Origin of the sequence: Aestuariivirga sp., assembly GCF_047602625.1 — a bacterium.
Lineage (GTDB): Bacteria > Pseudomonadota > Alphaproteobacteria > Rhizobiales > Aestuariivirgaceae > Aestuariivirga.
On record NZ_JASGGV010000002.1, the window covers coordinates 987183 to 1013036 of the forward strand.

The 25854-nt window shown below is 60.2% G+C and carries 26 protein-coding genes and 1 riboswitch; of the genes, 4 read left to right on the plus strand and 22 right to left on the minus strand.

The window, feature by feature from the left end; genetic code table 11:
- Positions 1-48: 48 nt before the first annotated feature.
- The 6 genes from QM694_RS09795 to QM694_RS09820 all read right to left on the minus strand — a co-directional run bounded on the left by QM694_RS09795 (position 49) and on the right by QM694_RS09820 (position 6135).
- Positions 49-1104 (minus strand): extracellular solute-binding protein, encoded by a 1056-nt coding sequence (locus QM694_RS09795; RefSeq protein ID WP_415006752.1) that lies wholly within the window; start codon positions 1102-1104, stop codon positions 49-51.
- Positions 1101-1814 carry a GntR family transcriptional regulator gene (locus tag QM694_RS09800; RefSeq protein WP_415006753.1) on the minus strand — a complete coding sequence of 238 codons (714 nt, stop codon included), beginning with the start codon at positions 1812-1814 and terminating at the stop codon, positions 1101-1103. Before QM694_RS09800 ends, QM694_RS09795 begins: the two co-directional genes overlap by 4 nt.
- A gap of 420 nt (positions 1815-2234) precedes the next feature.
- A complete protein-coding gene (locus tag QM694_RS09805; RefSeq protein ID WP_415008603.1) occupies positions 2235-2591 on the minus strand; it encodes a YhjD/YihY/BrkB family envelope integrity protein in 357 nt (118 codons plus the stop codon).
- The gene (locus tag QM694_RS09810) at positions 2543-3418 is read right to left on the minus strand and encodes a glycosyltransferase (protein WP_415006754.1); all 876 of its coding nucleotides are present in this window, start codon (positions 3416-3418) and stop codon (positions 2543-2545) included. Before QM694_RS09810 ends, QM694_RS09805 begins: the two co-directional genes overlap by 49 nt.
- 251 nt (positions 3419-3669) lie before the next feature.
- The gene (locus tag QM694_RS09815; protein WP_415006755.1) at positions 3670-4920 is read right to left on the minus strand and encodes a nucleotide sugar dehydrogenase; all 1251 of its coding nucleotides are present in this window, start codon (positions 4918-4920) and stop codon (positions 3670-3672) included.
- 12 nt (positions 4921-4932) lie between these two features.
- Entirely contained in the window at positions 4933-6135 is a 1203-nt protein-coding gene (locus QM694_RS09820; protein ID WP_415006756.1) for a nucleotide disphospho-sugar-binding domain-containing protein, read from the minus strand.
- Between the two features lie 65 nt (positions 6136-6200).
- On the opposite strand from QM694_RS09820, the gene QM694_RS09825 reads away from it, so the two are divergent.
- Positions 6201-6905 (plus strand): hypothetical protein, encoded by a 705-nt coding sequence (locus QM694_RS09825; RefSeq protein WP_415006757.1) that lies wholly within the window; start codon positions 6201-6203, stop codon positions 6903-6905.
- Positions 6902-7339 (plus strand): hypothetical protein, encoded by a 438-nt coding sequence (locus tag QM694_RS09830; protein WP_415006758.1) that lies wholly within the window; start codon positions 6902-6904, stop codon positions 7337-7339. The genes QM694_RS09825 and QM694_RS09830 overlap by 4 nt, the downstream gene beginning before the upstream one ends.
- A 114-nt stretch (positions 7340-7453) precedes the next feature.
- Here the strand turns inward: QM694_RS09830 and QM694_RS09835 are convergent, their stop codons facing one another.
- Positions 7454-8743 (minus strand): cytochrome P450, encoded by a 1290-nt coding sequence (locus QM694_RS09835; protein ID WP_415006759.1) that lies wholly within the window; start codon positions 8741-8743, stop codon positions 7454-7456.
- A 9-nt stretch (positions 8744-8752) separates the two neighbouring features.
- Positions 8753-9592, minus strand: coding sequence for an alpha/beta fold hydrolase (locus QM694_RS09840; RefSeq protein ID WP_415006760.1), 840 nt, complete (start codon positions 9590-9592; stop codon positions 8753-8755).
- A gap of 24 nt (positions 9593-9616) precedes the next feature.
- Here QM694_RS09840 and QM694_RS09845 point away from each other — a divergent pair, with 24 nt between their 5' ends.
- Complete coding sequence (locus tag QM694_RS09845; RefSeq protein WP_415006761.1) at positions 9617-10621, plus strand: hypothetical protein; 1005 nt, start codon at positions 9617-9619, stop codon at positions 10619-10621.
- Positions 10622-10652: 31 nt separating this feature from the next.
- On the opposite strand, the gene QM694_RS09850 is transcribed toward QM694_RS09845, so the two are convergent.
- On the minus strand, positions 10653-10850 hold the full coding sequence (locus QM694_RS09850) for a hypothetical protein (protein WP_415006762.1): 198 nt from the start codon (positions 10848-10850) through the stop codon (positions 10653-10655).
- 125 nt (positions 10851-10975) lie between these two features.
- A riboswitch (Fluoride riboswitch) is annotated at positions 10976-11035 on the minus strand.
- A gap of 56 nt (positions 11036-11091) precedes the next feature.
- Here QM694_RS09850 and terL point away from each other — a divergent pair.
- Positions 11092-11427: a phage terminase large subunit gene (gene terL, locus QM694_RS09855; protein WP_415006763.1), complete on the plus strand. Its 336-nt coding sequence runs from the start codon at positions 11092-11094 to the stop codon at positions 11425-11427.
- Positions 11428-11800: 373 nt separating this feature from the next.
- Here terL and QM694_RS09860 read toward each other — a convergent pair whose 3' ends face one another.
- The 13 genes from QM694_RS09860 to QM694_RS09920 all read right to left on the minus strand — a co-directional run bounded on the left by QM694_RS09860 (position 11801) and on the right by QM694_RS09920 (position 25701).
- The gene (locus QM694_RS09860) at positions 11801-12478 is read right to left on the minus strand and encodes a response regulator (protein ID WP_415006764.1); all 678 of its coding nucleotides are present in this window, start codon (positions 12476-12478) and stop codon (positions 11801-11803) included.
- Positions 12475-13557, minus strand: a complete 1083-nt coding sequence (locus QM694_RS09865) for an ATP-binding protein (protein WP_415006765.1) — start codon at positions 13555-13557, stop codon at positions 12475-12477. Before QM694_RS09865 ends, QM694_RS09860 begins: the two co-directional genes overlap by 4 nt.
- Before the next feature lie 51 nt (positions 13558-13608).
- On the minus strand, positions 13609-15129 hold the full coding sequence (locus tag QM694_RS09870) for a DUF4118 domain-containing protein (protein ID WP_415006766.1): 1521 nt from the start codon (positions 15127-15129) through the stop codon (positions 13609-13611).
- On the minus strand, positions 15122-15700 hold the full coding sequence (gene kdpC / locus QM694_RS09875) for a potassium-transporting ATPase subunit KdpC (protein WP_415006767.1): 579 nt from the start codon (positions 15698-15700) through the stop codon (positions 15122-15124). The genes QM694_RS09870 and kdpC overlap by 8 nt, the downstream gene beginning before the upstream one ends.
- Positions 15701-15712: 12 nt before the next feature.
- Positions 15713-17767 (minus strand): potassium-transporting ATPase subunit KdpB, encoded by a 2055-nt coding sequence (gene kdpB / locus QM694_RS09880; RefSeq protein ID WP_415006768.1) that lies wholly within the window; start codon positions 17765-17767, stop codon positions 15713-15715.
- A 12-nt stretch (positions 17768-17779) separates the two neighbouring features.
- Positions 17780-19489, minus strand: coding sequence for a potassium-transporting ATPase subunit KdpA (kdpA, locus tag QM694_RS09885; protein WP_415006769.1), 1710 nt, complete (start codon positions 19487-19489; stop codon positions 17780-17782).
- Positions 19490-19507: 18 nt separating this feature from the next.
- Positions 19508-19627 carry a K(+)-transporting ATPase subunit F gene (kdpF, locus tag QM694_RS09890; protein WP_415006770.1) on the minus strand — a complete coding sequence of 40 codons (120 nt, stop codon included), beginning with the start codon at positions 19625-19627 and terminating at the stop codon, positions 19508-19510.
- A gap of 731 nt (positions 19628-20358) precedes the next feature.
- Entirely contained in the window at positions 20359-21378 is a 1020-nt protein-coding gene (locus QM694_RS09895) for an aliphatic sulfonate ABC transporter substrate-binding protein (RefSeq protein WP_415006771.1), read from the minus strand.
- A gap of 40 nt (positions 21379-21418) precedes the next feature.
- Entirely contained in the window at positions 21419-22282 is an 864-nt protein-coding gene (locus QM694_RS09900; protein WP_415006772.1) for an ABC transporter permease, read from the minus strand.
- A gap of 9 nt (positions 22283-22291) precedes the next feature.
- Positions 22292-23134, minus strand: coding sequence for an ABC transporter ATP-binding protein (locus QM694_RS09905; protein ID WP_415006773.1), 843 nt, complete (start codon positions 23132-23134; stop codon positions 22292-22294).
- On the minus strand, positions 23127-23498 hold the full coding sequence (locus tag QM694_RS09910) for a 4Fe-4S dicluster domain-containing protein (RefSeq protein ID WP_415006774.1): 372 nt from the start codon (positions 23496-23498) through the stop codon (positions 23127-23129). The genes QM694_RS09905 and QM694_RS09910 overlap by 8 nt, the downstream gene beginning before the upstream one ends.
- Positions 23495-25075, minus strand: a complete 1581-nt coding sequence (locus QM694_RS09915; RefSeq protein WP_415006775.1) for an FAD-dependent oxidoreductase — start codon at positions 25073-25075, stop codon at positions 23495-23497. Before QM694_RS09915 ends, QM694_RS09910 begins: the two co-directional genes overlap by 4 nt.
- Positions 25076-25104: 29 nt before the next feature.
- Positions 25105-25701: a thioredoxin family protein gene (locus tag QM694_RS09920; protein ID WP_415006776.1), complete on the minus strand. Its 597-nt coding sequence runs from the start codon at positions 25699-25701 to the stop codon at positions 25105-25107.
- Positions 25702-25854 lie beyond the last annotated feature (153 nt).

Here is a 25854-nt window from a genome sequence, read left to right on the forward strand (position 1 = left end):
CGGGGGGAGCGGAGAGTCTCCTCTCCGCCCGATGGGTTCTGTTGAAGGTCAGGCCGCCTTGACTTCGTTCCACACGGCAACGCGCTTGTCGAAGTTTTCCGGCGTCTGGAGGAAGGTCAGCTTGTCGGCATAGGTAAAGCCGTTGCGTGTGTTGGCCTCTTCATCGGTGGTGTTGCCATAGGCCTTCTTGTCCGAGAGATAGGCTCCCACCTTCTTGTCGAGACAGGCATTAAACCAGGCAAGCGCCAGATCAGTGTCGCGTGCGCCCGCCGAAAGCACCCAGCAGTCCAGCCAGCCGATTGCGCCCTCTTTGGGGATCACGAAGGCGGCGTCAACGCCCTTTGCCTTGAGACTTGGCACCTGCGGCTCGCCCATCGAGAACATGGCCTTGATGCCGGATTGCGCAAAGATGTTCACGCCGTCATCGAAGCCCGCGTAATAGCTGAGCAACAACTTCTTCTGCTCGATCAGCTTGGCTTTCACCGCATCGAACTCGGCATCCGAGAGATTGAAGGGATCCTTGAGGCCAAGAACCATAGCGGCCAGCACGATCGAGTTGTTGGCATCGTCAAGGGCGATCAGCTTCTGCGCGTTGGCGGGATCCCACATCACGTTCCAGCTATCGGGTGCTGCGGAAAACTGCGCCTTGTCATAGACGAGCGGCAGCGATCCCCATGCGAAGGGCAGCCCATAATGCTTGTCGTCCCGCATGATGGGCGCCACCTTCTGGAACGCGGGCGCAAGATTGGCCGCGTTCGGAACCTTGCCCAGGTCAATCGGCTGGATCAGCCCGCCGTCGATGTAGCGTTTGAAGCTCGAGGTATCGAAGGCCACCACATCGAAATCGGCGCCCTTCGAGCCCTGCATCTTGGCGAACATCTCGTCCACCGAGCCCGTGTAGACAACAGAGGTTTTCACCCCTTGCGCCTCTTCAAAAGGTTTCACCCAATCGGGCTCCGCATAGCCCTCCCAAGTGAGAATGCGTAGCGTATCGGCTTTGGCTTCCGCCCTGCCGATGATGAAAGGCGCCGCGAGCGCCCCCACGCCGCCGGCGATGACGCCCCGCCGTGAAATTCCTTTGGCTATTCCAGTCTTGCGTTTCATGACGCTGTCCTCCGTTCTGTTGTTATGACTTCCTGTTCCGCCGTTCCTGCAAATGTCCGCAAGCCCGCCACATGGCGGTCGATTTCCTCGTCGATCTCCTGCACGCTGCCGGTCAAAAGCGTATCGACATAAACCCGGTGCTCATTCACCACGCGGTCGAAATTCACATCGCGATAGGTCTCGATCGAAAACATGATGAGCACGTGGCGCGAGATTGCATGCCAGAGCGTGAGCATTAGCGGGCTGGCCGCCAGTTCAAACATCGCCGTGTGAAAGGCGATATCGGCACGGTTCACGGACAGCCAGTTTCCCCGCGCCTGTTCTATGCCGGCGATGCGCGACTCAAGTTTGGCACGCGCAGCGGCATCGGAGCGGATGAGCCCAGCGGCTATGTGCGCGCCCAGCCTTTCGATGGCCACCCGCGCATCATGCAACTGGCGCGCCCACGCGGCGTCGAAATCGGCCACCCGCGCACCGCGCCGCGGAGACGCTGCAACAATGCCCTGGCTGGTCAGAATTCGGATCGCCTCACGCACCGGAACACGGCTGACGCCCAATGCTTCCGCCAACTCTGTTTCAACCAGCCGCGCGCCCGAAGAAAGAGTCCGCGCCGCAATGGCATCGACAATCCGGTCAGCGACCTGTTCGGCGAGCGTCGCGCCAGATAAGGGGAGCAATTGATGAATTTCATCGGCGGAGTGAGCAATCACAATAAAGTCTCCTGTATACAGGATACGAAAAATGGGAAGATTTGTAAAGCCGATGTTGCGAGAAAAAAGCTAGGGAAATTGGAAATCGTTTCTGTGCAAAGCCCAACTGCCCGGCTACGCCTAGCGCTGGCCCAGAGCCTGTCCGCACATTCGCGTTTTGGCAGTATACTTGCCGCAGAAGCTCAACGGCAGCTTCACTGCGCGGCCGTTCAATGAAGAATTCCCTTGGTTTCCGCTTAGTAGACAATCGACCGCCTTTCGCGTCATCTCGGCGAAGGCTTCACCCTCGGCAATCAGGATGCCATGGACCTTGAAGGTATCTTTCGCGGCGTCGAGTAAAGCCCGGACCTAAACCGACCAAAATGGGCGAGCCGACCATATTGCGCGTCCAGCCTGAGCGGCTGTACACTGCTGCTTCACCTAGCACATCGCCGCTCTTGCCGGTGCCTGCCATCGCTCGGACTTTCGGCAGCAACGATTGCCTTCGGCGGCGGCGCGCTCGTTCGCATAGATCCGGGTGAACTCAGCGCCGAGCAGAAAAATCTGCGCCAAATAATAAACCCATACCAAAAGGGTAACGACGGTGCCGACCGCCCAAAACCTCGATACCACACCGCTTTTCCCGACATAGAGGCCGATCAGGAATTTGCCGAGTACAAACATGGAAGCCGTGACGGAAGCGCCCAGCCACTCTGCCGAGATTCCGTCGCATCGGCGAGGACACTGGTCTATTCTAAAATTTGGCGATGCTGAAGATCGGCCAGCAAGTGCAGCAATTTCCTTTCGCCGGCTGTTTCAGAAAACTGGCGGAGAAATGTCTCGTAGCCATTTGCCGCCAGGTGTTGCCAGAGCGCCTGATCAGAATAGGCCTTGAGAATCTGCTCTGCCATGCCTTCCACCGTTTCACCGATCAGCACATCCTCGCCGTGGCGGAGCGCCATGCCCTCGGCGGCGATTGCGGTTGCCACTACCGGCAGCCTGAGGCTGAGGCTCGAAACGATCTTGCCCTTAACACCAGCCCCATAACGCAGCGGCGCGATTGAGAGACGGACCCCGTCCAGAAAGGTGGGAAGGTCTGGCACATGCCCGCGAACCACGATGTTCGCGCGAGCCAGCGCTGAAATCTCTGGCGTGATGAAGGCGCCGGCGATCAGCAGCCGGCCCTTGAAACCCCGCGCAGTGAGAATTGGCCATACTTCCCGGACAAACCAGATGATGCCATCGGCATTGGGTTTGTGCGCGAACGCGCCGACAAAGGCTATGTCGCGGCGATTGAGGAAACCGGGCGCCGGGCGTTCCGGCGGGATGGGACGCATGATGGGAATAAGCGTGACGGGCAGGCCTGGAAGCGCTGTCTGCAACACCGCCTGTTCCGCCGCGCTCACCACGATCCGCGCATCGGCGCGCTTGAGCAGGGATAGTTCCTGCACGCGCATCTCTTCTGCGGATTGCGCGAGAACCGGGTCACCAGTGATTTCTGCTTGCCGCGCCGTGCGCAGGAAATGCAAATCCACGGGATGGAAGATAATGCGTGTTGATGGAGATACAGCGCGAATGATGTCAAAGGCACGCGCCGAAACGCCCGCGCGATAGAGAAGCGCCATATCCATGCCCGGCGCCAGCGCCGTGACGGCATCTTCCAATGTTGGAAACTCCGGGGCGTGGACAGTGCTGATGCCCAGCGCCGTGAGGCCTGCGACATAGCGCGGATCGGGTTCCATGCGCCGGGGTATGAAGGTGATCTGATGGCCTGCCCGCGACAGGATGCTGAGATAGGCCAGGGTGCTGTTGGAGCCGCTGTCTTGATCGGGAGCGGGCACGCGGAAGTCGGTCACCAGAATGCGTTTGCCCATGGTCAGAGCCTGTGAAAGTCCAGAACCGGAATTCCGGCTTCTGCAAAGGCAGCGATCACCGGGCTGGGCTGCATGGCGATCACCATGTCGATCCCGGATGCGGCTGGAACGGTGGTGTGGAGAAGCGGCTGCAACTGTTCCGGCAAGGGGACTCGGGTATGCACGGCGCCCATCATCGCCGGATCGTAAATTGACAATGCATAGCCTTCTTTCAAGAGCCGCAGTGCGATACGGACTGCGGGGCTTTCCGCCAGATCCGCGGTGCCAGGTTTGAAGGCAAGGCCGGCCAGAAGCAGCCGCGCTGGCGGGCGCGCATGTTTCGCCACCAGCGCACAGAGATAATCCTCATGCGCGGCATTGCTCCTGAGAATATTGGCAATCACCGGCGCCTCTATACCTCGCGCCGCAAAGCCTGCGGCCAGCGCCGCAACATCCTTCGGCAAGCAGGGACCGCCGAAGGGCGCACCGGGCCTCAGATAGGCTGCCGAGACATTCAGTGTGCGCTCGGCCTGAAATATCTCCATGACCTCGGAAGGAGCAATGCCGCACTCGATACAGTAGCGGCCGATTTCATTGGCGAAACTGGCCTTGAGCGCGTGGAAGGCATTGTCAGCGTATTTGACCATCTCCGCAGCGGCAAAAGAGGTACGGAAGAGCGTTGCCTGAGTGCCGCGATAAAGTTCCGCCAAGCGGTCGGCACAGCCTGGCCTGCGTTCACCGATCACGATGCGGGAGGGCGCGCGGTAGTCAGCGATGGCGCTTCCCTCGCGGAGAAATTCCGGATTAACGGCCAGCTCATACCGGAGGCCCTGCAGTTCGCCGGTCACCTCTTTCAAAACCGGAGCCAGCGTGGTCTCCGTGGTGCCGGGCAGCATGGTGGACCGGAAGACGAGCAGCAACGGCGGCAAGTGACGGGCGCGCAACCGCACTGCTTCTCCGCACGTCCGGGCGGCGGCGATGATGTGGCTCGCATCGAAGCCGCCAGATGCTGTGGGCGGCGAGCCGGCGCAGCAGAAGATCAGGTCTGTGGCCGAAAGATCCTGAGGGGACAGGGCAGGTTTCAACCGCCCGGCGTCGTGTCCGGCGCGCAACCGCTCGGCCACGCCGCGCTCGCTGATGGTGGTTTCCCCACGCGCAATGGCGGCCATGGTGGCAGGATTGCTGTCCATGCACAAAAGCCTGTGGCCGTCTTCAAGCAGACAGGCCGTGACGACATTGCCAATATGACCAAAGCCGATGACGCCGATGTTCATGCAAGGTTAGGCCTACAGCCTTGTTTTGCCCTGGGCAAGCGCACGCGCCAGGCAGGATTGTGACTCCGCATCAAGAGGCGGAGGGCTGAGGTGGGCAATCATTTGCGCCTTGTTCGCCATGGCGGGTTCCAGCGCGCGGCCGAGCGCGGAGCGGATGCGTGCGCCTGAGATGTGCCGAGGATGGAGATGGGTGGCGCTTCCCAGATCAGCCAGGCGGCTCGCATTATCCAACTGATCACCCATGAGCGGGAGAACCAGCGACGGTTTTCCGGCCCGCAGGATTGCCGCCACCGTGTTGATGCCGCCGTGATGAATGACAGCCTCCGCATGAGGCAGAAGGCCGGTGATCGGAAAGTGCCCGAATTCGAGGCATCCGGGTCTTGTCAGGCGGATGGGCCGCGCATCACCCCATACGGCGATGCAGCGTTTGCCAAGCGCCATCACCTCTGTCATCGCGATCTCCATGGCTGCGTGGTGAAAGCGGGTGAGCGATCCGAGGAAAATGAGAACGGGCGGTGGCCCACGTTCAAGAAAATCCGTCACCACCGAGGGCAGCGGCGTGATGCCGGGCATGGGCAATGTGACGAATTGATGAGGCGTAGACGTGCGCATCAGGATGTTCGGAAACAGTGCAAGGCCCGTGCCTCCTGCGCCAGGCAGCAACCCGCCGTCGTCCGGTAATCCAAGGGAGGCTCTCAAGCCCATCAACCGGGGCGCCAGCGAACGGAAATAATGCAACACCGACTGCTTGAGCGGTGCTGATGAGCGGCAGCGGCCAGTAAGCCGCGGCCAGCGTGTGAATATCGGCAAATCATCTTCCGCCATCACCGGCAGCGGATAAAGGTGAAGCGGCACAACCGGAACGCCCTCGGCCTGCGCGGCGGCAATGACGCCGGGCGTGATCCAGCTTGACATAACGCTGGTGATGCCATGCCGCTTGATAATGCGCCGTGCCCTGCCAAACTGTTCATCCGTAAGCGGATCAATCCACTGGCGCACTACTTCGCCGGTGATATGCAGGCGGGGCGGCAGGCCCTTGGACAGGTCGATCGCGGGGAGGGCATGGAAATATGGGTCAGCGACGGGATAGAGATCACGGTGGGCTGCGCTGGCCAGCACATGGATGGTCACGCCCCCACCGATCAATGTTGCGCAGAGCGCGGCAGGGGCCGCATGCTCGCCTGTGCTTCCCCAAGCGGAAATCAGGATGGTCATGTGGCGGTCATATCAGCTTATGATGGAAAGCGTCAGCCGCGCCGCTTGGGTGCGAAGGAGAGAATGTGCAGGCAGAGGGTTATCGCATCGGCGTTCTTGACGAAGGTGACGCCACGGCGGTAACGGCGCTCTATGCCTTTGTGCATGGCCGGACGCCCGAAGGCCATCTGGCCTTCCGGAGGCCTGAAGAGTTTGCTGCGCTGTTCGCCGATCCGGATTCGCTCGTGGCAGTGGGGGCGTGGTGGGGAACGGCGCTCGCCGCCTATTCCCTGTGCCGGAGATCATCCGTCATACCCTATGATCCGCAGCCTTTCCTGGATCTGATCCATAGGGCAGGCGGCAGCATTTACCTCGGCATGGGAACCGTGGTGCATCCTTCGCATGAAGGCCGCCTGCTGATGGCAAGGCTGATGGCGACGCGCGGTGAGGAGCTTAAGGCACGTAACGCCTGCCATGTGCTGGGGCTTGCAGCCATCGGCAATCTTCCATCCATCGCCAACATCCTGCGCGCGGGCGCAATTCTGGTGGGGTTTTCGCGCGACGAAACCGCCATGAACTATATTGGCTATGGCGGGCTGTTTCAGCCTTCCGTCAATCATGGCGCGCCGCGCATGGCTGTCGCGCAAGATGATTTTGCCGCACAGCAGGAATTGTTTTCGCAAGGGCAGGTTATCGTTGCGATGAATCGCGGGGGTTCGGGGGAGAGATATTTTGACTTTCTGCCGCTTCTTCCCGAAACATTGCGCATCACAGGAGCCTCAGCGCTATGAATGTCAACTATGTCAGGGGAGCGCGCGCTTATATTCGCGCCGCTGACATGATTGCCGAAGCGCCGGTTCTGCCACGGGCCACGCATCTTCATTTTACCTTCCGTCACCTGATGCGCGAACCCGGCGTGTGGGCCGAGGCGCGCGCTGCTAATGCATCGGCCACCCTCACGGCGCGGATGCCGGACTGCGTGCGGACATGGAGTTTTATCGCCGATACGGTCCGCGCCAGCCTGGAACGGCTGCCGGATATTGACGAAGAGGCAATGGTAAGGGACGTGGTGCTGGCCGATAACCGGCTGACCTGCCGCTTGCAGGGAAGGGGCACGGTGTGGGACCAGATCGTCAGCCGCAACCCGCATCGGCGGCGAGAAACTGTTTCCCGGCACGCAATGGTATCTGATCTATCTTCAGGCGAATGGTGCGGCGCCTCGTGAGGCGGTCCAAGGGGCAATGCTGGAGCTGAGGCTTGGACGGCGCAAAGGCCAGATTCTCGAACTTGGGTACGATCTCGAAGGAACGGCATCGGGCCGCATCGGTCTCTTCCCGCGCTAGGCCTGGCGCGGCGTGAAGGCGATGGGCAGGGATTTGATTCCGGCGATGAAATTGGAGCGCAAAATGCGCGGCGCTGCCGCCACGTGAACATCCGGGAGCACCCACAGCAATTCGCGCAGGACGCATTCCATCTGCCATTCGGCATAGCGCCAGCCGAGACAATGATGAACCCCGGCGCCGAAACCCAGATGCTGCGGCACGGAAGCACGGCCAAAGCGGCACACGTCCAGCCTGTCCGCATCCGGCCATTGCGCCCTGTCGCGGTTGGCGGAACTGTACCACACCACCACCTTGTCGCCCTTGGCAATGCGCTGCCCGCCAAGCTCGGTATCACGCATCGCCGTGCGCCGCACATGCATGAGCGGCGTGGCCCAGCGGATCAATTCCTTGGCAGCCGCCGGAATGAGTTCCGGCTGTTCGATTAGGCGCTGCTTCTCGGCCGGAAAATCATTGAGAGCCAGCATGGCGGCGCTCAGCGCATGGCGTGTCGTTTCATTTCCGGCGATCACGAAGGCGCCGAAATTCACCGTGAAGGCATCGAAATCCAGAGGTTCGCCATCCACGCGGACACGCGCCAGCAGCGAAATGAAATCGCCTCCCGCACCCGTCTTTCGGGCCTCCAGAAGCGACAGAACATAGGCATCCATGTCGAGCACCGCTTTCTGGCGGATATCGAGAGTGGCCTGATAGTCGGGATCGTCGTCACCTACGAAAACATTTGACCAGTGCAAAAGCCTTTCTGCGTCCTCTTCCGGCACATCCAGCAGATCGACAAGCAGGCCGAGCGTCATGGGGATGGCGATATCCGCCACGAAATCCGCTTTCCCTTTTGCCGCAATGGCGGATACCAGGCGCTGGGCGCGGGCGGCGATACCGGGTGCGAAAGCGCGGACTGCGCCGGGAGCAAACAGCGGCTGCAGGACTTTGCGGAACTGTGTATGGCGCGGCGGATCGAGCGACAGGAGATGGGCGCGGGGTGAGACTGTCACGTCCTGGATATTGAAGATGCGCATGCCGCCGTTGTGGACATCGGCCGAAAAGGTCTCCGCGTCCTGCACGACCGCAACCACGTCATTATAGCGGGTGATGGCCCAGAAGCCTGAGGAATCGGATTCGGGATTCCAGTAAACGGGATCGTCCCGGCGGAGCTCCGCGAAAGCCTGAAAGCGCTCTGGGCCTGACTGGAGGTCCGGGCTCTTTAGGTCGAAAGGGCAGCCCGAAACGGTGGCCGCGCGGCGGCGGGCCGCGGACGCTCCATCATCCTTCGCAGCTTTGCTCTCAGACATAAGCGGAATTTACAACGCGAGCCATTCGCGGATTTCCCTGCCAAGCCATTCGGGATGCGAAGAGTGCAAAAAATGCCCGCCGCCCGCAAGTTTTCTCGTGGTGACGTTCGGAAGCGACCGCAGATATGGCCCTTCCAGCATAGTGACGGGAAGGAACGGATCGCTGTCGCCATAGATTGCGCGGACGGAGCATGCTGGCGCGGGAAGGCTGGCCCAGCGCGCGAGATCATCGAAAGCGAGATTGTCACGGTAGAGCGCGCCGATAGCATCGCAATCCGAACTCGTCATGGCCGCCTGGAGCGCGGACTTTTCGTTTGAGTTTTGTATCCAGAAAGACAGGCGTTCTGGCTTGAAGAGACCCGTGTCATCATGCGCCAATATGCGGTCCGCGTAGTCCTTCGGGGTATCGGGGGGCCTTCCCGCGCGGAGCGAAATGAAATCGGCGGGGTGCGGTGATGAGACAAGCGCCAGCCGCGCGATTCGCGCCGGATCGCGCGCCGCGCACGCCAAGGCCAAGAGGCCTCCAATGTCATGGCCGATTAGGCTGAACTGCCCAATGCCAAGGTGGGTAATCAGCGCCAGCAGAGCTTCGGAAATGTCCTCGGACCGCATGCGATTTGGGCGAGAGGGCGCTGTGCTGAGATTGAAGCCGGGCAAATCCAGTGCGATGACGCGGTAATCGTTTACCAGGCCATTGATCTGGCCTCTCCATATCGCCCAATATTCGGGAAAGCCGTGAAGAAGAACCACCGGCGAGCCCGACCCGAAAGAGTGCGCATGGAGGCGAAACCCGTTGTACGTGAAGAAGATGCACTCGCTCTTTTCCGTCATGATGACGCAAGCTGACATGAAATCCGTGAGACCGCGAGCCTCATGACGTTGCCGCTTGCACAGCCTGGCAGACAGGTGGCCGCCAAACGGCTGCTCATTATCGTGTTTTCGCCGGGCGACACGCAGTTCGAGGACTTCCTCGAGATTGCCCGCGAGGTGAGCCGTCTTTCACCCGAAACGGCTATCAATATCGTGACTCCGCGTGACACATGGGAGGCAATACCGCCCGCCCGTCGCGCACTTCCCACTCTGACGGTCGGGATCGGCACTGACCTTGGCCGTTTCATCCCGGCGCGCGGCGCCATCCGGGCGGCGCGGGCTATTCCCAAACTCGAGCAGTTCGCCCGCTTCCGGGCGCTTGAAATCCCGACACCTGAGACTGCCCGGTTTGAGCCGGGTGCTCGCTATGATGAAGAAAAATGGGGAGAGTTCGTGGTGCTCAAGCCCCTGCCGCTGTCGCAGACCAGCACAGGTCTCGGGCTGAAGCTCATCCGTACACGGAGGCTTGGCAGCCTCTCTTCTCCGGCCGCCGTTCATGCGCTGACCGGTGTCGAAGGGCCCATGCTAGTGCAGTCATTCATTGATACGGGGGATACGCCGGCGCACTGGCGGGTTCTTATGCTGTTCGGCAGGCCGCTTTATTCCATGAAGTTCCGCTGCCCCATCGTGAGGCCGCCGCTGTCATCCGATGATTCTGTGATTGAAAGCGCGATCGTCGAAACCAAGCACCCTGATCTGAAGAAAAAGTTCGGCGTTTCGGAACTCAGGGAACTCACCGCCGATCCGCGCATCCTGGAATTCGCCACACAAATTGCCTCTGCCTATCCCACTATCCCGCTGCAGGGGGTCGATATTCTTGAAGACCTTGTGACGCAGAAACTTTATGCCCTCGAGATCAACGGAGGCGGAAAGGTCTGGCATTTCTCCTCTCCACGGGGCGAACTGGCCCGCAAGGTGGGTCTCACGCGGGAAAAACGAATCGCACAGTTCGGCGCATGGAAGGCCGCTGCGGAAGCGCTGATATCTCAGCTTTTGGCGGCTTCATAGAGGACAAGCTGGCGTTCAAGGAGCTTCCCCATCAGTGATGGCGGCGATGACGGGCGCAAAGCTCGAGTACCCATTGTGCCGACCGCGACAGCAGCTCCTTGAAAAACGCCGTTACCTCGTCGGATGCTTCCGTATAGTCGAAGTCGGCCAGCGGCGCCCGCACCGCATAGATGGGCTTGAGATAGATGCCTGGCTTGCTGGTGGGAACTGCGGCATGCAATTCATCCAAAGTCGCGAATTGCTGTTTCCTGTAGGGCTGGGCTTTGGCAAACTCCCCGGCGCGTGTATAAACCCTCCCTGCCCCGTGGAAGGGAATCGGGAATTTTGAATCGCGACTCCTACCGCGGCCATCTCCGCGCGGTTGGAGTCATCGGCCTTGCGGCGGTTTCGGGGCACTCCATACCCATCAGCCTTAAACCTATCCCTTGCCGAGGCCTGCCGCAACCGCCCAAACGGGCAATCATGGCGCAGTGACCGACGGCTACCGCGGCAAGATCGTCAAGATCATTGCCAGGCTCGACAAGGCCATACGTGCGGAGGCCGCTACCGCCGAGCTTGAAACCGGCAAATTCCCGCTCCCCAAAACCGCTCCCTGGCTCGACGCGTTCGCGCACGAGTGCCGGCATTTTCCGGCAGGACGCCACGATGACCAGGTCGACAGTATGGTGCAGTTCGTGAACTGGCAGAAACTTCCGCGCAGCCAGTCAATGTTGACCCGCAAGCCAAAAGGCAACATTTCCGCCTACAGACCTTCCCTCAAGGAGCACATTCTCAATCAATATCGTAACCCGCCAGAACAAACGTAGGCGTCGCCATTGGAGCTAACAGACCCGGTGCCACGAAGCGTGCCGATCCTGCCGGTAGTCGGCCGGCCAGCGGCATCAGTGCGGAATACCCGCAATACCATAACCAATGCCCTTGGGCGCCGCGTGGTCGAATTTCGTAAAAATGTGACAGAAGCGTGTTTACCACTTCGGTGTGCTGCTGCACAAGTTTCTGGCGTGTGCGGAAGGTCGGCACTCTCACCCACCGGAGCCGGGATGTCCTGGCCAAGCAGAAACTCATTCTTGGCCCGGAGCTCTTCGCCGCCCAGTATCTCCAGATGCCGGTGCCGCCTGGTGGCGACATCAGTGTTTTTCCTAAACTTAGATAGCCCAGAAAACCATCAGATCATTGGTCTCAATCTAAAAACCTGTATCCAATTCCCGGTTCTGTTAAAATAAACACAGGCTCTGTCGGATCAGCTTCCATCTTCTGGCGCAACTGGCCGATAAGAACGCGAAGATATTGCACATCCTCGCCGTGCGCCGGACCCCAGACGGTGTTGAGAATGTTGCGGTGAGTGAGCACCTTTCCGGCGTTGCGCATAAGAAGGGACAGAACCTCAAACTCCTTCGGCGTGAGATGCACTGGTTTTCCGGCCATGGTCACACTATGGCGCTCGCGGTCAAGAACGAGTGCGCCATTCTGAAGAATTTTTGGAGCCGGTTCTCCCTTCCCGTGCCGCAAGCTTGCACGGATACGCGCCAGAAGCTCTCCCACACCGAACGGCTTGTTGATATAGTCGTCGGCCCCCAGGTCGAGCGCCTCGATCTTTTCTGCTTCACGGTCGCGGGCGGAGAGGACGAGGATTGGCGTTTGCGACCAGCTTCTGAGATCACGGATCACATCCTTCCCGTCAAGATCAGGCAGGCCAAGGTCGAGCAGGATCACTTCGGGTGCCTGAGTTGCCGCGAGATGCCTCGCCTCCGCAGCGGTAGACGCTGTGATGACATCATATCCGGCTGCCGCCAGCGCGGGCCGGAGAAACCGAATGATCTGCGGCTCGTCGTCAACAACCAGAATGCGCTGCTTCATCGGCGTTCTGCCGGAAGATTCACCACAAAGCGCGTGCCATGGCCATCGGCTGCAGGGCTTTCCGCGTGAACGGTTCCGCCCAAGGCCCCGGCAATCGCCTTACAAATCGCGAGGCCAAGCCCCGTTCCAGACGGCCTGCCGTCACCTGGCGCAACCCGGTGGAATTTTTCAAACACGCGTTCCAGCTCCTGCGGCGGAATGCCCGGTCCCTGATCCTCAACGGTCAGGATGATGCGGTCAAGGTTCCGCGAGACATTCACGTCAACCGGCATATCGGCTGGCGTATACTTGCAGGCGTTTTCGATGAGATTGAACAGAAGCTGGTCAAGCAGGCTGGCATCCCCTTGCATGGACACACCGCCACTGTCCCATCGTGTGTTGAAAAGCCGGTGTGGCCAGATGGCTTTCGCGCGCCTGACCACAGCAGCGGTCACTTCGGTGACATCAACAGCATCATAGCGAGGCTGCACAGCGCCGCCTTCAAGTTTTGTCATGTCGAGAAGATTGGTGACGAAGCGTGAGAGGTGCTGCGCTTCTTCTTCGATATTAGCCAGAAGGTCTTCCCGGTCTTCCGCAGGCATCTTCGTTCCGAGGCTGCGCAACGCGGAAATCGAACCGACAATCGACGCCAGCGGCGTACGGAAATCATGCGAAATCGAAGAGAGTAAGGTCACGCGCAGCTTTTCTGCTTCAGCCGTGGTTTTGGCATCCGCTGCCTCTGAAACGAGTTTTGTGCGCTCAAGCGCCACTGAGGCTTGGCCAACAAGCCCGTCAAGAACGCGGCGCGTTTCGTCACTAAATTTGCCTGTTCCGGGGCGAATGCCGATGCAGCCGATCACTGCATGCGGCGTGCGCAGGGGAAGATAGAGGAAGCGGGCGCCTGGCATCGTGCCAGTATTCCAGCCCGCAGCCTCACCGTGATCCACGGCCCAGCGCGCCGCAGCCCAATCGGCCGTGCCAAGATCGTCCTCCGGCGGCATCGCCGCGAGGATTTGCAAATCGCCCGCGCCACGCATCATGAGGACAATCGACTGTCCTTCCACAGCCGAAGCCGCCTGCGTTGCGACAACCCACAACACATCGTCGGACTTGATGGTGGCAGAAAGCTTGCTGGAAAAATCGAGAAGCGACTAAATCTGTTTCACGCGCGCAAGTGCTGCGAGCGATTGGCCGCGCACCCGGCCAGCCAGGCTCCCAGTAAAAATCGCCACAAGGAGAAAGACAAAGAGCGACAGGAGTTCCTGCGGGCTGGCAATGGTCAGGGTATAACGAGGCGGAATGAAAAAGAAATTGTATGCGAGAAAAGAAAAGATCGACGCGATGGCAGCGCTCCACGTGCCGAACCGCACGGCGCAAAACAGCACGGCCGTAAGAAAGACCATCGAAAGATTGGGCAGCGGCAGCAGCTGGTTAATGCCGACGGCCACCGGAATGGCGGTGGCCACTGACACCAGCGCGGCGATCAAGCCAGGCCGGTATATTTTCGGCCACCGCCAAGGCACAAGCACTGATGCCGTCTCGTCGGAAATGACGAGAATCGCGAGTCCCCTTGATCGCCGCAACAGGGCGTCCGGCAGCGAGCGGCCGAGCGCGGTCTTAAGCCACCCCGGCTTGGAGCGGCCCACCACGATTTGCGTAATGTTCTCCCGCTGGGCGATGCGAAGCGCCTCACCGGCAATATCAAAAGCTGTCTGGCGCAGAACTTGCGCGCCAAGACGCGCGGCGAGGGCGAGGCTATCGTCAATGCGCTTAAGGCCATCTGGATCGCCAGCAGCTTCGGCAGAACGCGCGAGGTGAACAGCAAGCCAGGATGCGTTCAGTCCATTGGCAAGACGTGCCGCCGCCCGCACCACCTTCTCGGTGAGAACATCAGAACCGACGCACACCATGATGCGCTCAGCGGTGGGCCATGGCCCTTCGATGGCGCGCTGGCGGAGGTAATCCACCATATCGTCATCCACCCGCTGTGCCGTGCGCCGTAGCGCCAGCTCCCGCAACGCCGTGAGATTCCCGGCTTGAAGAAAATTGTCCGCAGCGCGTTGCGCCGTCGCAGGCAGATAGATTTTGCCGTCCTTCAGGCGCTGTATCAATTCGTCAGGGGTGATATCCACCAGCACGACGTCATCGGCATTTTCCAGCACCGTATCCGGCACCACCTCCCGCACCGCGATGCCGGTAATGGATGACACGACATCTGACAGGCTCTCAACATGTTGGATATTGAGCGCGGTCCATACATCGATACCCGCATCGAGCAGTTCCTCGACATCCTGATACCGCTTGGGATGCCGTGCATCAGCAGGATTGCTGTGCGCCAGTTCATCGACAACAATGAGCCCCGGTTTGCGCTTCAGGGCTGCATCGAGATCGAATTCCTCAAGCTGATGACCCCGGTAGGAAACAGAGCGCCGGGGAAGCGCCTCAAGCCCTTTCAACAACGCGTTGGTTTCCGAACGGCCATGGGTTTCGGCAATGCCGACCACCACATCCCTGCCTTCGCCCTTCAAACGGTGAGCGCCAGCCAGCATCGCATAGGTTTTGCCCACGCCCGGCGAGGCGCCGAGAAAAATCTTGAGCCGTCCCCGATGCTCCCGCGCTGCGAGATCAAGGAGCGCATCGGGAGAGGGGCGCCTGTCGCCGGTTTCAGCCATTGCCGGGTGAGTTTATCCGATCCAGAGCGATATTGAGCAACAGAACATTGACGCGGGGCTCGCCGAGCAACCCCGCTGCTGGGCGCTCAACCGCCGCCTCAACCAGCGATTTGACATTGCCCTCCGGCAGCCCACGCGCCGTCGCCACCCGCGAAACCTGGGCCAAGGCGAAAGCGGGCGAAATATGAGGATCAAGCCCGCTACCGGACGCCGTAATCGCGTCAGCGGGAATATTGGCCGTTCCAAACAAGGGGCGTAGCGCGGCAATATCGGCGGACATGCGGTCTTTCAATTTCTGGGATGTTGCACCCAGGTTGGAGCCACTCGAGGCCAGGGCGTCATAGCCATTTCCGGCCGCCGAAGGACGGCCATGGAAGTATTTATCGGATGTCCAGGCCTGTCCGATGAGACTTGACCCGATGGCCTGTCCATCGGCTTCGACAATGCTGCCATTCGCAGTCGCGGGCGAAATGATCTGGGCGGCACCGATCATGGCCAGAGGATAGGCAAGGCCGGTCAGCACGGTCATGATCGCCAGCATGCTGACGGCGGGGCGCAGATGCGAAAGCATGGGAAACTCTCCTCAAGCCAGATGCAGGGCGGCGACGATCAGATCGACCGCCTTGATGCCGATGAATGGAACGATCAGGCCGCCAAGCCCATAGATCAGCAGGTTGCGGCGCAGAAGTGCCGAGGCGCCCACGGGCCGGTAGGCGACGCCCTTAAGGGCGAGCGGAATGAGCGCGATGATGATTAGCGCGTTAAAGATCACCGCCGAGAGAATTGCGCTTTGCGGCGATGACAACCCCATCAGGTTGAGCGCGCCGAGTTCCGGATACGTCACCACGAACAGCGCCGGGATGATGGCGAAATACTTCGCCACATCATTGGCGATGGAAAAGGTGGTCAGCGAGCCGCGCGTCATCAGCAGCTGCTTGCCGATCTCCACGATCTCGATGAGCTTGGTGGGATTGGATTCGAGATCGACCATATTACCCGCCTCGCGCGCCGCCTGGGTGCCGGACTGCATGGCCACGCCTACATCGGCCTGGGCAAGAGCTGGGGCATCGTTGGTGCCATCCCCGCACATCGCCACCATATGGCCTTCCTTCTGCTCCTTGCGGATATAACCCAGCTTGTCTTCTGGGGTTGCCTCGGCGATGAAATCATCAACGCCCGCTTCCGACGCGATGGCGGCGGCGGTGACCGGATTGTCGCCGGTCACCATCACCGTGCGAATGCCTATGGCGCGCAGCGTCGCGAAACGCTGCTTGATATCGGGCTTCACCACATCCTTGAGATGGATCACGCCCAGAAGCCGGTTGCCGTCCGATACGCCAAGCGGCGTGCCGCCGGTGCGCGAGATGCGCTCGACAGCATCGCGGAAGGCCTGGGGCGCATCGCCCTTGCCAAGCCCGGTGTTGCGCATGATCGCGTCAATCGCGCCCTTCCGGAGTTTGCGACTGCCGATATCGACGCCCGAAATGCGGGTCATGGCGGAAAACGGAACGGCAGTCATTGCGGCAGCCGAGCCATCCGGCTCCTTCATGCCAAACTGCGTCTTGCACAGCGCCACGATGGAACGCCCTTCCGGTGTCTCATCCGCAAGAGATGACAGGAGCGATGCTTCCGCAAGCTCCTTGTCCGAAACACCCGCAACCGGAAACAGCGCGCTCGCCAGCCGGTTGCCGAAGGTGATCGTGCCCGTCTTGTCGAGCAAAAGCGTATCGACATCGCCCGCAGCCTCCACGGCACGGCCCGATGTGGCGATGACGTTGAAGCGGATGAGCCGGTCCATCCCCGCAATGCCAATCGCCGAAAGAAGCCCGCCGATCGTGGTGGGGATGAGCGTCACCAGCAGGGCTACCAGAACAGTGACGGACAGCATCGTGCCAGAATATCCGGCAAGGCCCCACAGCGTCACCACGGCGATCAGAAAAATCAGCGTCATTCCAGCCAGAAGAATGGAGAGCGCCAGTTCATTGGGCGTCTTCTTCCGCTCCGCGCCTTCCACAAGTGCGATCATGCGGTCGATAAAGGTGTTGCCGGGCGTTGAGGTGATCTTCACCTTGATCCAGTCGGAGAGCACCGTGGTTCCGCCCGTGACGGCCGAGCGGTCTCCGCCCGACTCGCGGATGACGGGCGCGGACTCACCCGTGATCGCCGCCTCATTGACGGACGCAACGCCTTCAACCACTTCGCCATCGGCGGGAATGAGATCGCCCGCTTCGACAAGCACCAGATCCCCGGCATTGAGGGCCAGCGCCGAAACCTTCTGGAATACCCGGTCATTGGTTTCAGGGATCACCAGCCGCTTGGCGATGGTGTCCGTGCGGGTGCGGCGCAGCGCGTCGGCCTGCGCCTTGCCGCGCCCCTCAGCCACTGCCTCGGCGAAATTGGCGAACAGCACGGTGAACCACAGCCAGGCCGCGATCTGCCCGGAAAACCAGCCATTGCCATTGTGGGCCAGGATGTCACGCAGCCAGAGTGCGGTGACAAGTGCCGCCACTGCTTCGGTGACGAAGATCACCGGATTGCGGGCAAGGGCGCGCGGATCGAGTTTCGTGAGGGCATCCTTGGAGGCTTGCCAGAGAATGGCGCCGTCAAAGAGTGCGCGGGACGTGGATGTGCTGGACATGAATGCCTCCGATCAGAAGAACTTGCCTGCGAGCATTTCGAAATGCTCGACGATGGGGCCAAGCGCGAGGGCCGGGAAATATTGCAGGCCGCCCAAGATGAGAATGACGCCGGTCAGCAGGCCGATGAACATGCCGCCATGGGTGGGAAAACTTCCGGCGCTGGCGGGAATGCGCGTCTTGGCGGCAAGAGAGCCGGCAATTGCCATCATCGGCACGATATAGGCAAAGCGTCCGAGGAACATCGCAATGCCCATCGTCGTGTTATACCAGGCCGTGTTGGCATTGAGCCCCGCGAAGGCCGAGCCGTTGTTGCCGGCCGCGGATGAATAGGCATAGAGGATTTCGCTCAAGCCATGGGGGCCTGCGTTGGCGAGACTCCAGAGGCCCTGCGGGATCATCGCCGCGACGGCGCTGAAGCCCAGGATCGCCAGCGGCAGGATGAGAAGCGCCAGCATGACGAGCTTCATTTCCCGCGACTCGATCTTCTTGCCGAGATAATCCGGCGTGCGGCCGACCATCAGCCCGGCGATGAACACCGTGAGAATGGCGACAACCAGAAGCCCATAGAGACCAGAGCCCGTGCCTCCGGGCAGGATTTCTCCCAACTGGATCATGAACAGTGGCACCAGACCGCCAAGCGGCGTGAGCGAAGAGTGCATGGCGTTGACAGCACCGCAGGAAAGGCCCGTGGTGGCCACGGCGAAAAGTGCCGTCATGGCAAGGCCAAAGCGGACTTCCTTGCCTTCCATGTTTCCCTGCGCCGGATCAATGCCCAACGCCTGAAGAGCAGGCACGCCCTTGGCTTCGGCCCAATAGACAATGCCCGTGCCCACCAGAATGAACAGGAACATGGTGATGAACAGTGCACGCCCCTGACGCATGTCGCCCACCATGCGGCCAAACATGAAGGGCATTGCGCCTGAGACCACCAGCATGGCGAAAATCGACAGATAATTTGACCAGGCGGAGGGGTTCTCAAACGGATGGGCCGAGTTGGCATTGAGGAAACCACCGCCATTGGTGCCGAGTTGCTTGATGGCCTCTTGGCTGGCAATAGGCCCTACGGCCAGCGTCTGCTTCACGCCTTCGAGCGTGGTGACGGCAATCTGCCCCTGCAGCGTCTGCGGCATGCCGAGCCGCACAAATGCCAGCCCAATGATGATGGCGAGTGGCAGCAGCACATAAAGCGTAGCTTTGACCAGATCATCCCAGAAATTGCCGATGGTGCTGGCGCTGCTCCGCGCAAAAGCGCGCGTGAGCGCGACGGCCAGCGCGATGCCGGTGGCCGCCGAAACGAAATTCTGTACGGTGAACCCTGCCATTTGCACGAAATGGCTCATCGTCGATTCACCGGCATAGGACTGCCAGTTGGTGTTGGTGACGAAACTGATCGCCGTGTTGAACGAGAGATCGGGCGGCACGGCTCCAAAGCCCTGCGGGTCGAGTGGCAAAACGCCTTGCAGCCGCATCAAGCCATAGAGCAGCAGAAAGCCAGCCGCGTTGAAGGCGAGCATCGCGAGGGAATAGGCTTTCCAACCCTGTTCAACAGAAGAATCATAGCCGCTCGCCGCCGCCATCCCGCGCTCAACCGGCCCAAGCCAAGGCGTCAACCAGGTGCGGCGACCCGAAAACACGGCTGCCATATAGGAACCGAGACCCCAGGCGGCGAGAGTAACCGCAGCGAGAACGGCAATGATTTGAAACCAGCCAGCAAATGTCATGGCAATGAAACTCTGTGATCAATATTTTTCAGGATGAAGCAGCGCGTGGACGAGATAGGCGCCCAGGCCCAGCGCCACGAGAAGGCCGATGAATGCTTCCGCCATCTCAGCCTCACAGCCGCTCGCAGAAGCGCACATAGGCGCCAGCCAAGGCAAACAGCCCTGCCCCCAGCGCCAGGAAGACGATATCCAGCATGGTTCACCTCGCAGTTACATTCTGCGAAATGCACTCTTCTTCATAAGCCTTCGATATGGATTGCGGCGGCCCGGCATAAGGATTTCATAAAGATCAAAATTTGATCTGGAGATTCCACCTGGATCGCCATCTTGCGTGCGGCTCTTGCGGACGCGAAAAAATTCAAAGGGACTTTGGAGGACTCCATCGAGCGGCAGTCCGAACAGGCAAAGTAATAGAACCTCGATTGCTGACTGGTTTCGTCATTGTACTGAGTGCCATCACCATGGAAAACCTAAAACCCACAAAACGGGAACCCGGCGACCAACGCCGGTCCCCCCGGAAACACACCAGAAGTTCGTGCAGCTTTGCAAGATGTTGGACTATTCCGCGGAACATACGGCCAAGCTTCTTGGGATGAACGCAAGCACGCTTTAGTAGGTGTTTCGCAAAAGTCCTGAAGCGGCGGCGGGTGTCCTCGCGGAGCGGCCGAACCCCGGTCTAGGAGAAAAATTTGCAGGCATCCTCGGCCTTTTCCGCCTCCCAAACCTCGTTTGGAATTCTTGCTGCGGTCTCGACCTTGTCCTGCGGCAGGAAGCGGGCGTAGTGCTGGGCAACTATTTCAGGGGCATCCCGGATGGCATAGCTCGCCTGCCCACGCTTCTCCGCTCGTTCTGAAGGATCGAAGGTATGTTCACGAACCCTTCTTGACAGCCGCCTCATAGAACGAGCGGTCGATCCACGTCTCATAGTCGACTTTACCCTTGAGCAAATCCGCTTCAGCCATGAAGGCCTCCTCGCCCTTCAGCGCGTCAATCGCTTCCGGTGTTATGTCCGGATTCTGGTAGAATTTTCCGTTCGGATATGTGGACCGTACCGCGCTCTCGCTGCTTCCGGTTTCCTTGACGAAGATCTGGATGGTTTCCTCTGGATTCTGATCCGCCCAGGCGGCTGTCCTGATGTCGACCTCCATCAGCCGCGTGACGATATCCGGATATTTGCGCGCGAAACCGCCATTAACGCTGATGATAAAGGGGACAGACCATTCCGGCTTTCCGTTTTTGAATACGTCAAAAAGAACCCGCGCCTGGCCGAGTTCCACGAGTTTCGCGGCGGGGCCGGTACTTTCGACGATGGCATCGATGTCTCCGCGCGCCAGCGCGGGCCCCGAACTGTCGATGCCGATATTGAGGCTTTCGACGTCCTTGATCGAGAGGCCCACGGATTTCAGCGCCTTCGCGAAAGTCGAATGACGCACGGTGCCTTGCAGGTAGGCGACCTTCTTGCCCTTCAGGTCTTCAAGCTTCTGGATCGATGACTCGGGACGGACGATGATCAGTGTTTCATTGGATGGGACCCAACTCGACAGGCCGATTGCCTTGACATCCACCCCCTTCGCCGCAAGGCGCAGGGATGGGTTGTTGCCGATATAGGTGAAATCGATAGCGCCCGAACCAAGGGCGACCGATGCCGGGCCTCCGCCATCGAATGTCGTGAGCTCGATCCTGATCCCGTCCTTCTCAAATTCCTGTTCGAGCAGTTTCTTGTTGCGGAACAGAATGAACTTGAGATGGCCGGGCGCCGTTGATCCAACGCGAATGGCCTCCGGCTTGTCAGCAGCGCGTGCGGCGCGAAACCCCGCTACGGGAATCAGGGCCGAGGCAGCAATGCCCTTTACAAGGGTACGGCGTGAGAGCGAGCGATAGTCAAACATGAGAGAACCTTTCTGTTGAGAGAATTTAAGCTTGAGAAAGCTAGGCGAAATCTTCCTCTTCCGAACTCCGCCAGCGTGTGGCGTGTTTCTCGGCCGCCACCAGGGCGTAGTTCAGCAGGAAACCGACGATCGTAAGCGCAAGGATCCCGGCATACATGCGATCCGTGTCCAGCATCAGCGACGCGTTTTGGATGAGGTAGCCGATGCCGGATTGGGCAGCGAGCATCTCGGCGGCAATGACGGAAAACAGCGAGCTCTTCACGCCAAGCCGCATGCCGGCGACGATTGATGGAACGGCCGACGGTAGGATAACCTTGCGAAACAGGTTCCAGTCCGAGGTGCCCATTGCCCGCGCCGCCTTGATCAACAGCGGATCCACCGATTTGACGCCGACAATGGTGTTGACGAGGATGAAAAACACGGCGGCATAGAACGTCACGGCGATCTTTGAGCCCTCGCCGATGCCGAGCACCAGAATGAACACCGGCAGCAGTGCGAATTGCGACGTGTTGCGGAGTGCCTGAACGAGGAAGTCGGACAGCTTTTCGAACAGGCTGTAACGGCCCATCAGGAGGCCAAGCGGAATTGCAACCGCCAAAGCGAGCATAAAGCCGGCCGCCGCCCGCCCGATGCTGATGCCGATATTCCTCCCGAGTTCTCCGCTCACCGTCATGCTGTAGAGCGCTTCGACAACCGCGCTCAGGGGGGGAAAGAAAATCGCATTGATCCAGCCCACGCGTGGGGCGACTTCCCAAAGCAGCGCGAAGACTAGCAGCGCCGGAAGCCCGAGCAGCACGGTACTGCCAAGCGATTGCAGCGTTGAGGCAGCCGGCAGGAAGACGGGCCTGCTCCACCAGCCCCTGGGCGGCGTGTCGACGGCGGACTCATGTGTGACGTGGACCATCTCTTCCTCCTAGGCGCTCCGGGCAAGAGCCCAGTCGCGCTGGGCTTTCTGCACCTCGTCGCGGAGCGCATTCCACGCGCGCGCGCGATAGGCGTTGAAGTCCGGCCCATTGCGGATTTCGATGTCGCGCGGGCGCGGCAGATTGATCTCGATGATTTCCTTCACCCGGCCGGGCCGCGCCGTCATCACCGCCACGCGGTCAGCCAAGAAGATCGCTTCGTCGATTGCGTGGGTGACGAAGACAACCGTGGTCTTGATCTGCTCCCAGATGCGGAGAAGTTCGATCTGCAGGATGTCACGCGTCTGCGCATCGAGTGCCGCAAACGGCTCGTCCATCAGGAGAACTTGCGGATTGGTGGCGAGCGCTCGGGCAATGGCGACGCGCTGCTGCATGCCGCCCGAAAGCTGCGAGGGATACCGGTCCTCGAAGCCGTTGAGGCCGAACAGGCTCAGGAAATATTGCGCCGTCTCGCGGCGTTCCGCTTTCCCGACACCCCGTACCTCAAGTGCGTAAGCAACATTTTCGAGCGCGGTCCGCCAGGGAAACAGCGCGTATTGTTGAAACACATAGGCTGTGCCGGCATGGGGGTTAGAAACATGGTTTCCATCAATGGACGCAAACCCGGAGGTCGCCTCCGTCAGCCCCGCGACAATGTCGAGCAAGACCGACTTGCCGCTGCCGGACGGGCCGACAAGCGTAAGGAATTCACCTTTCCGAATGTCGAGGTCAACGCCGGACAGCACCGTGATGCGGTCGCTGGCCCTTCCATCGACCATCATGGTCTGTCCCGGCTTCAATCTGAAAACCTTGCGGACATCTTTCATCGTGATTCGATTGGAAACTTCAGTCATCGCCTGTTTTCCGTGGCGGCTGGGGCGGCACCTGGCTGAGGGACGCGAGGCGGATGCGATGGGTGGGATCAGCGGCGGTCCCACCCTCGCGGCCCTTTTTCCAGCCAAGGGCGCGCGCATAGCTACCGAAGAGGCCCGCCTCTTCGATCTCGGATTCCGACACACCAGACGGAGATTCGGGATTGATTGCGACGTACAAAGCATCCGCCGGGCAATAGATTTCGCAAAGGAAGCAGGTCTGGCAGTCCTGCTGCCGAGCGATCACGGGGATGCCGCCTGGGACCGCCTGAAAAACATTGGCCGGGCACGCCTTCACGCAAACATTGCAGGCGGTGCAGCGCGCCGCTGAAACAATCTCGATCATGATGCAAGCGCCCGCGCAGTCGGCCGGTCCCAAGTCAGCACCGGTGCATCAATGCCGGTGATGAGATTGCGCCGCAGAAATGCCGTGTCGCTCGCGGGTTTGTCCGTGCGCCTGTGCATGCCACGCGTTTCGGTGCGCGCCTCTGCTGATCGTTTCGCCCAGCGGCTGGTGGCAACAAGGCTCGCCGCTTCGCGCAAGCGAAGTGCCGCATGGCCGCTGCCACGCGCATGATCCCTCAAGCTGCTCCAAACACCATCAAGCCGGTCCAGTGAAGTTGCCAGCTTGGCGCCGGAGCGGAAGAAATTGCCATCAATCGGCAACATCTCCTCGCGTACCAGGGAAAGCACCTCGACCGGGTCAACGGTGTCTTTTTCGCCGGCCGCCGGGCGCAGCCCGGCTTGACCGGCGGGACTCACCTTGCGGCCGGCCCCCCTTGCCCCGATGGAAAAGGCAAAGGCGGAGGCGCCCTTGCCCGCCCATATCCCGGTTGCGATTGCCCAAGATGCATTGGGGCCGCCCCCGCCCGTGGCGGCGCCCGCGATATCCTGCCTCTCCAGCGCATCGCCTGCCGCATAGAGGCCGGGAATTCCGACCGAGCAATCATCATCAGTCCGCTTGAGCCCGCCAGTGCCGCGTACTGTGCCTTCGGAACGCAATGAAATCGGAAAAATCTCTTCGAAAGGATTTATTCCCGCACGCGCGAAGGGCAGGAAGCAGTTGGGCTGCCCGCGCCGGAGCGCGTCGGGCAGGACGCCAGTCGCCCTGTCAAGCCGCGCAAAAATCCCTCCTTCGAGCGAGGCCTGCGCAAGCCGAAGAAACCGCTCGCCCGGCGGAATGTCAATCTCAGAACCATCCGCACGATAGAAACTGGCCCAGCCATAGGGCAACCCCTTGTTGACGGAGCTATCGAGCGGCACGATGCCGTACTGACTTGAAAATTCCATGCCTGACAAGGTGGCGCCGAGTTCGGCTGCCATCAGATAGCCGTCTCCCGTCAATCCTGTGGTGCCAAGAATACGCGACCCGAACGCGCAGCCTCCAGTGGCGATCACCACCGCTGAGGCCTTTGCTTCCCATCGATTGTCGAGTTGACGCGCATAGCCGGCAGCACCTGCTACCGTGTCGCCCGATACCAGCAATTCGAGCGCCGGATGATGATCAAAGATTTTGACCCCTGCGCGTATCGCCAGCATGCGCATGAAACGCATGTAGTCGGGGCCTCTCATATTGGCGATATAAAGTTTTCCATCGTCATCATGCGGAAATGGATAGCCCCGCTCCGCCAGCACATGCAGATGTTGCGTGGCAGTGTCGATCACGCGATGCATTTGCCGCAGGTCGGCAAGGCCTTCTGCCGATTTCTGCCGTTCCTCAATCAGCTTGGCGCGCCTTTCTAATGATGTCGCAAACCATGTCCCGGTGTTTGACGGCGCGGTTGCTCCGCTGGTTCCCACATAGCCCTTGTCGACCATCGCCACGTCGTGGCCAGACTCGCGTGCCGCTAGCGCCGCCCAGCAGGCCGCGGGACCACCGCCCAGCACCAGGACATCCGCCGCAATGGAGATCTTATCGGTCAACGCAGCGTGCCTTGGGTTGCATGACGGCTTTATTCGGCAGCGGCGGGGGCTCCGAACCAAGACGGCTCTTTTCCCGCGATCCATTTGATGTTGCAGCCAATGGCGTTCTTCTGGTCGGCTGGCGGAGACTGGCCCGTGAGAAGCAGATCCGTTGCCGCGCGGAGGTCGGCACCCGTTACCGGCACATCATTCTTCGGCCGGCTCCCGTCGAACTGACCATGGTAGAAAAGCTTGAGGTCACCATCAAAAAGATAGAGATCGGGCGTGCACGCTGCGCCATAGGCCTTGGCGACATCCTGATTTTCGTCCTTCAGATAGATGAAGTCATAGCCAAACTCGCGAGCCCGCTCGCCCGACGCGGCCAGAGATTCGACGGGATAGCTTGAGGCATCATTGGAATTGATTGCGATGACGCGAACACCCTTTGCCGCGTAATCCCGCGCGTAGGCGGAAAAGGCCTCCTGGATGTGCAGGACATAGGGGCACCGGTTGGAGATGAACGCCACAAGCACCGCCTTCGCGCCTGCGACATCGGACAACGAGAAAATTCGGCCCTCCGCATCGCCAAGGTTGAAATCGGGAGCTTGTGTGCCAATTGCGATCTGGTTGGAAAATGTAACCGGCATGGCCAATCCCACAAATGTCTACTTTTCTAGTAGACAATATGCGGCAGGCACGGAACTGCAGCAACCACAATTTTTCTAAAGAGTTTGTTGAGCGTTGAGAGTCACCTCCAGCCTTCCCAGCGCGGAAGATTATCTTTGAAAATTCAAGCCGTA

Coding starts and splice junctions, on each gene's coding strand:
- QM694_RS09835 (WP_415006759.1), bottom strand. CDS start 8,743: ATGTCTGAGAGCAAAGCTGCGAAGGATGATGGAGCGTCCGCGGCCCGC.
- kdpB (WP_415006768.1), bottom strand. CDS start 17,767: ATGTCCAGCACATCCACGTCCCGCGCACTCTTTGACGGCGCCATTCTC.
- QM694_RS09895 (WP_415006771.1), bottom strand. CDS start 21,378: ATGTTTGACTATCGCTCGCTCTCACGCCGTACCCTTGTAAAGGGCATT.
- QM694_RS09900 (WP_415006772.1), bottom strand. CDS start 22,282: ATGGTCCACGTCACACATGAGTCCGCCGTCGACACGCCGCCCAGGGGC.
- kdpF (WP_415006770.1), bottom strand. CDS start 19,627: ATGTGCGCTTCTGCGAGCGGCTGTGAGGCTGAGATGGCGGAAGCATTC.
- QM694_RS09820 (WP_415006756.1), bottom strand. CDS start 6,135: ATGACCATCCTGATTTCCGCTTGGGGAAGCACAGGCGAGCATGCGGCC.
- QM694_RS09815 (WP_415006755.1), bottom strand. CDS start 4,920: ATGAACATCGGCGTCATCGGCTTTGGTCATATTGGCAATGTCGTCACG.
- QM694_RS09860 (WP_415006764.1), bottom strand. CDS start 12,478: ATGAAGCAGCGCATTCTGGTTGTTGACGACGAGCCGCAGATCATTCGG.
- QM694_RS09905 (WP_415006773.1), bottom strand. CDS start 23,134: ATGACTGAAGTTTCCAATCGAATCACGATGAAAGATGTCCGCAAGGTT.
- kdpC (WP_415006767.1), bottom strand. CDS start 15,700: ATGCTTTCGCATCTGCGCCCCGCCGTCAGCATGCTGGCGATCATGACC.
- QM694_RS09840 (WP_415006760.1), bottom strand. CDS start 9,592: ATGTCAGCTTGCGTCATCATGACGGAAAAGAGCGAGTGCATCTTCTTC.
- QM694_RS09870 (WP_415006766.1), bottom strand. CDS start 15,129: ATGGCTGAAACCGGCGACAGGCGCCCCTCTCCCGATGCGCTCCTTGAT.
- QM694_RS09810 (WP_415006754.1), bottom strand. CDS start 3,418: ATGGCGCTTCTCTATCGCGCGGGCGTTTCGGCGCGTGCCTTTGACATC.
- QM694_RS09920 (WP_415006776.1), bottom strand. CDS start 25,701: ATGCCGGTTACATTTTCCAACCAGATCGCAATTGGCACACAAGCTCCC.
- QM694_RS09910 (WP_415006774.1), bottom strand. CDS start 23,498: ATGATCGAGATTGTTTCAGCGGCGCGCTGCACCGCCTGCAATGTTTGC.
- kdpA (WP_415006769.1), bottom strand. CDS start 19,489: ATGACATTTGCTGGCTGGTTTCAAATCATTGCCGTTCTCGCTGCGGTT.
- QM694_RS09845 (WP_415006761.1), top strand. CDS start 9,617: ATGACGTTGCCGCTTGCACAGCCTGGCAGACAGGTGGCCGCCAAACGG.
- QM694_RS09830 (WP_415006758.1), top strand. CDS start 6,902: ATGAATGTCAACTATGTCAGGGGAGCGCGCGCTTATATTCGCGCCGCT.
- QM694_RS09795 (WP_415006752.1), bottom strand. CDS start 1,104: ATGAAACGCAAGACTGGAATAGCCAAAGGAATTTCACGGCGGGGCGTC.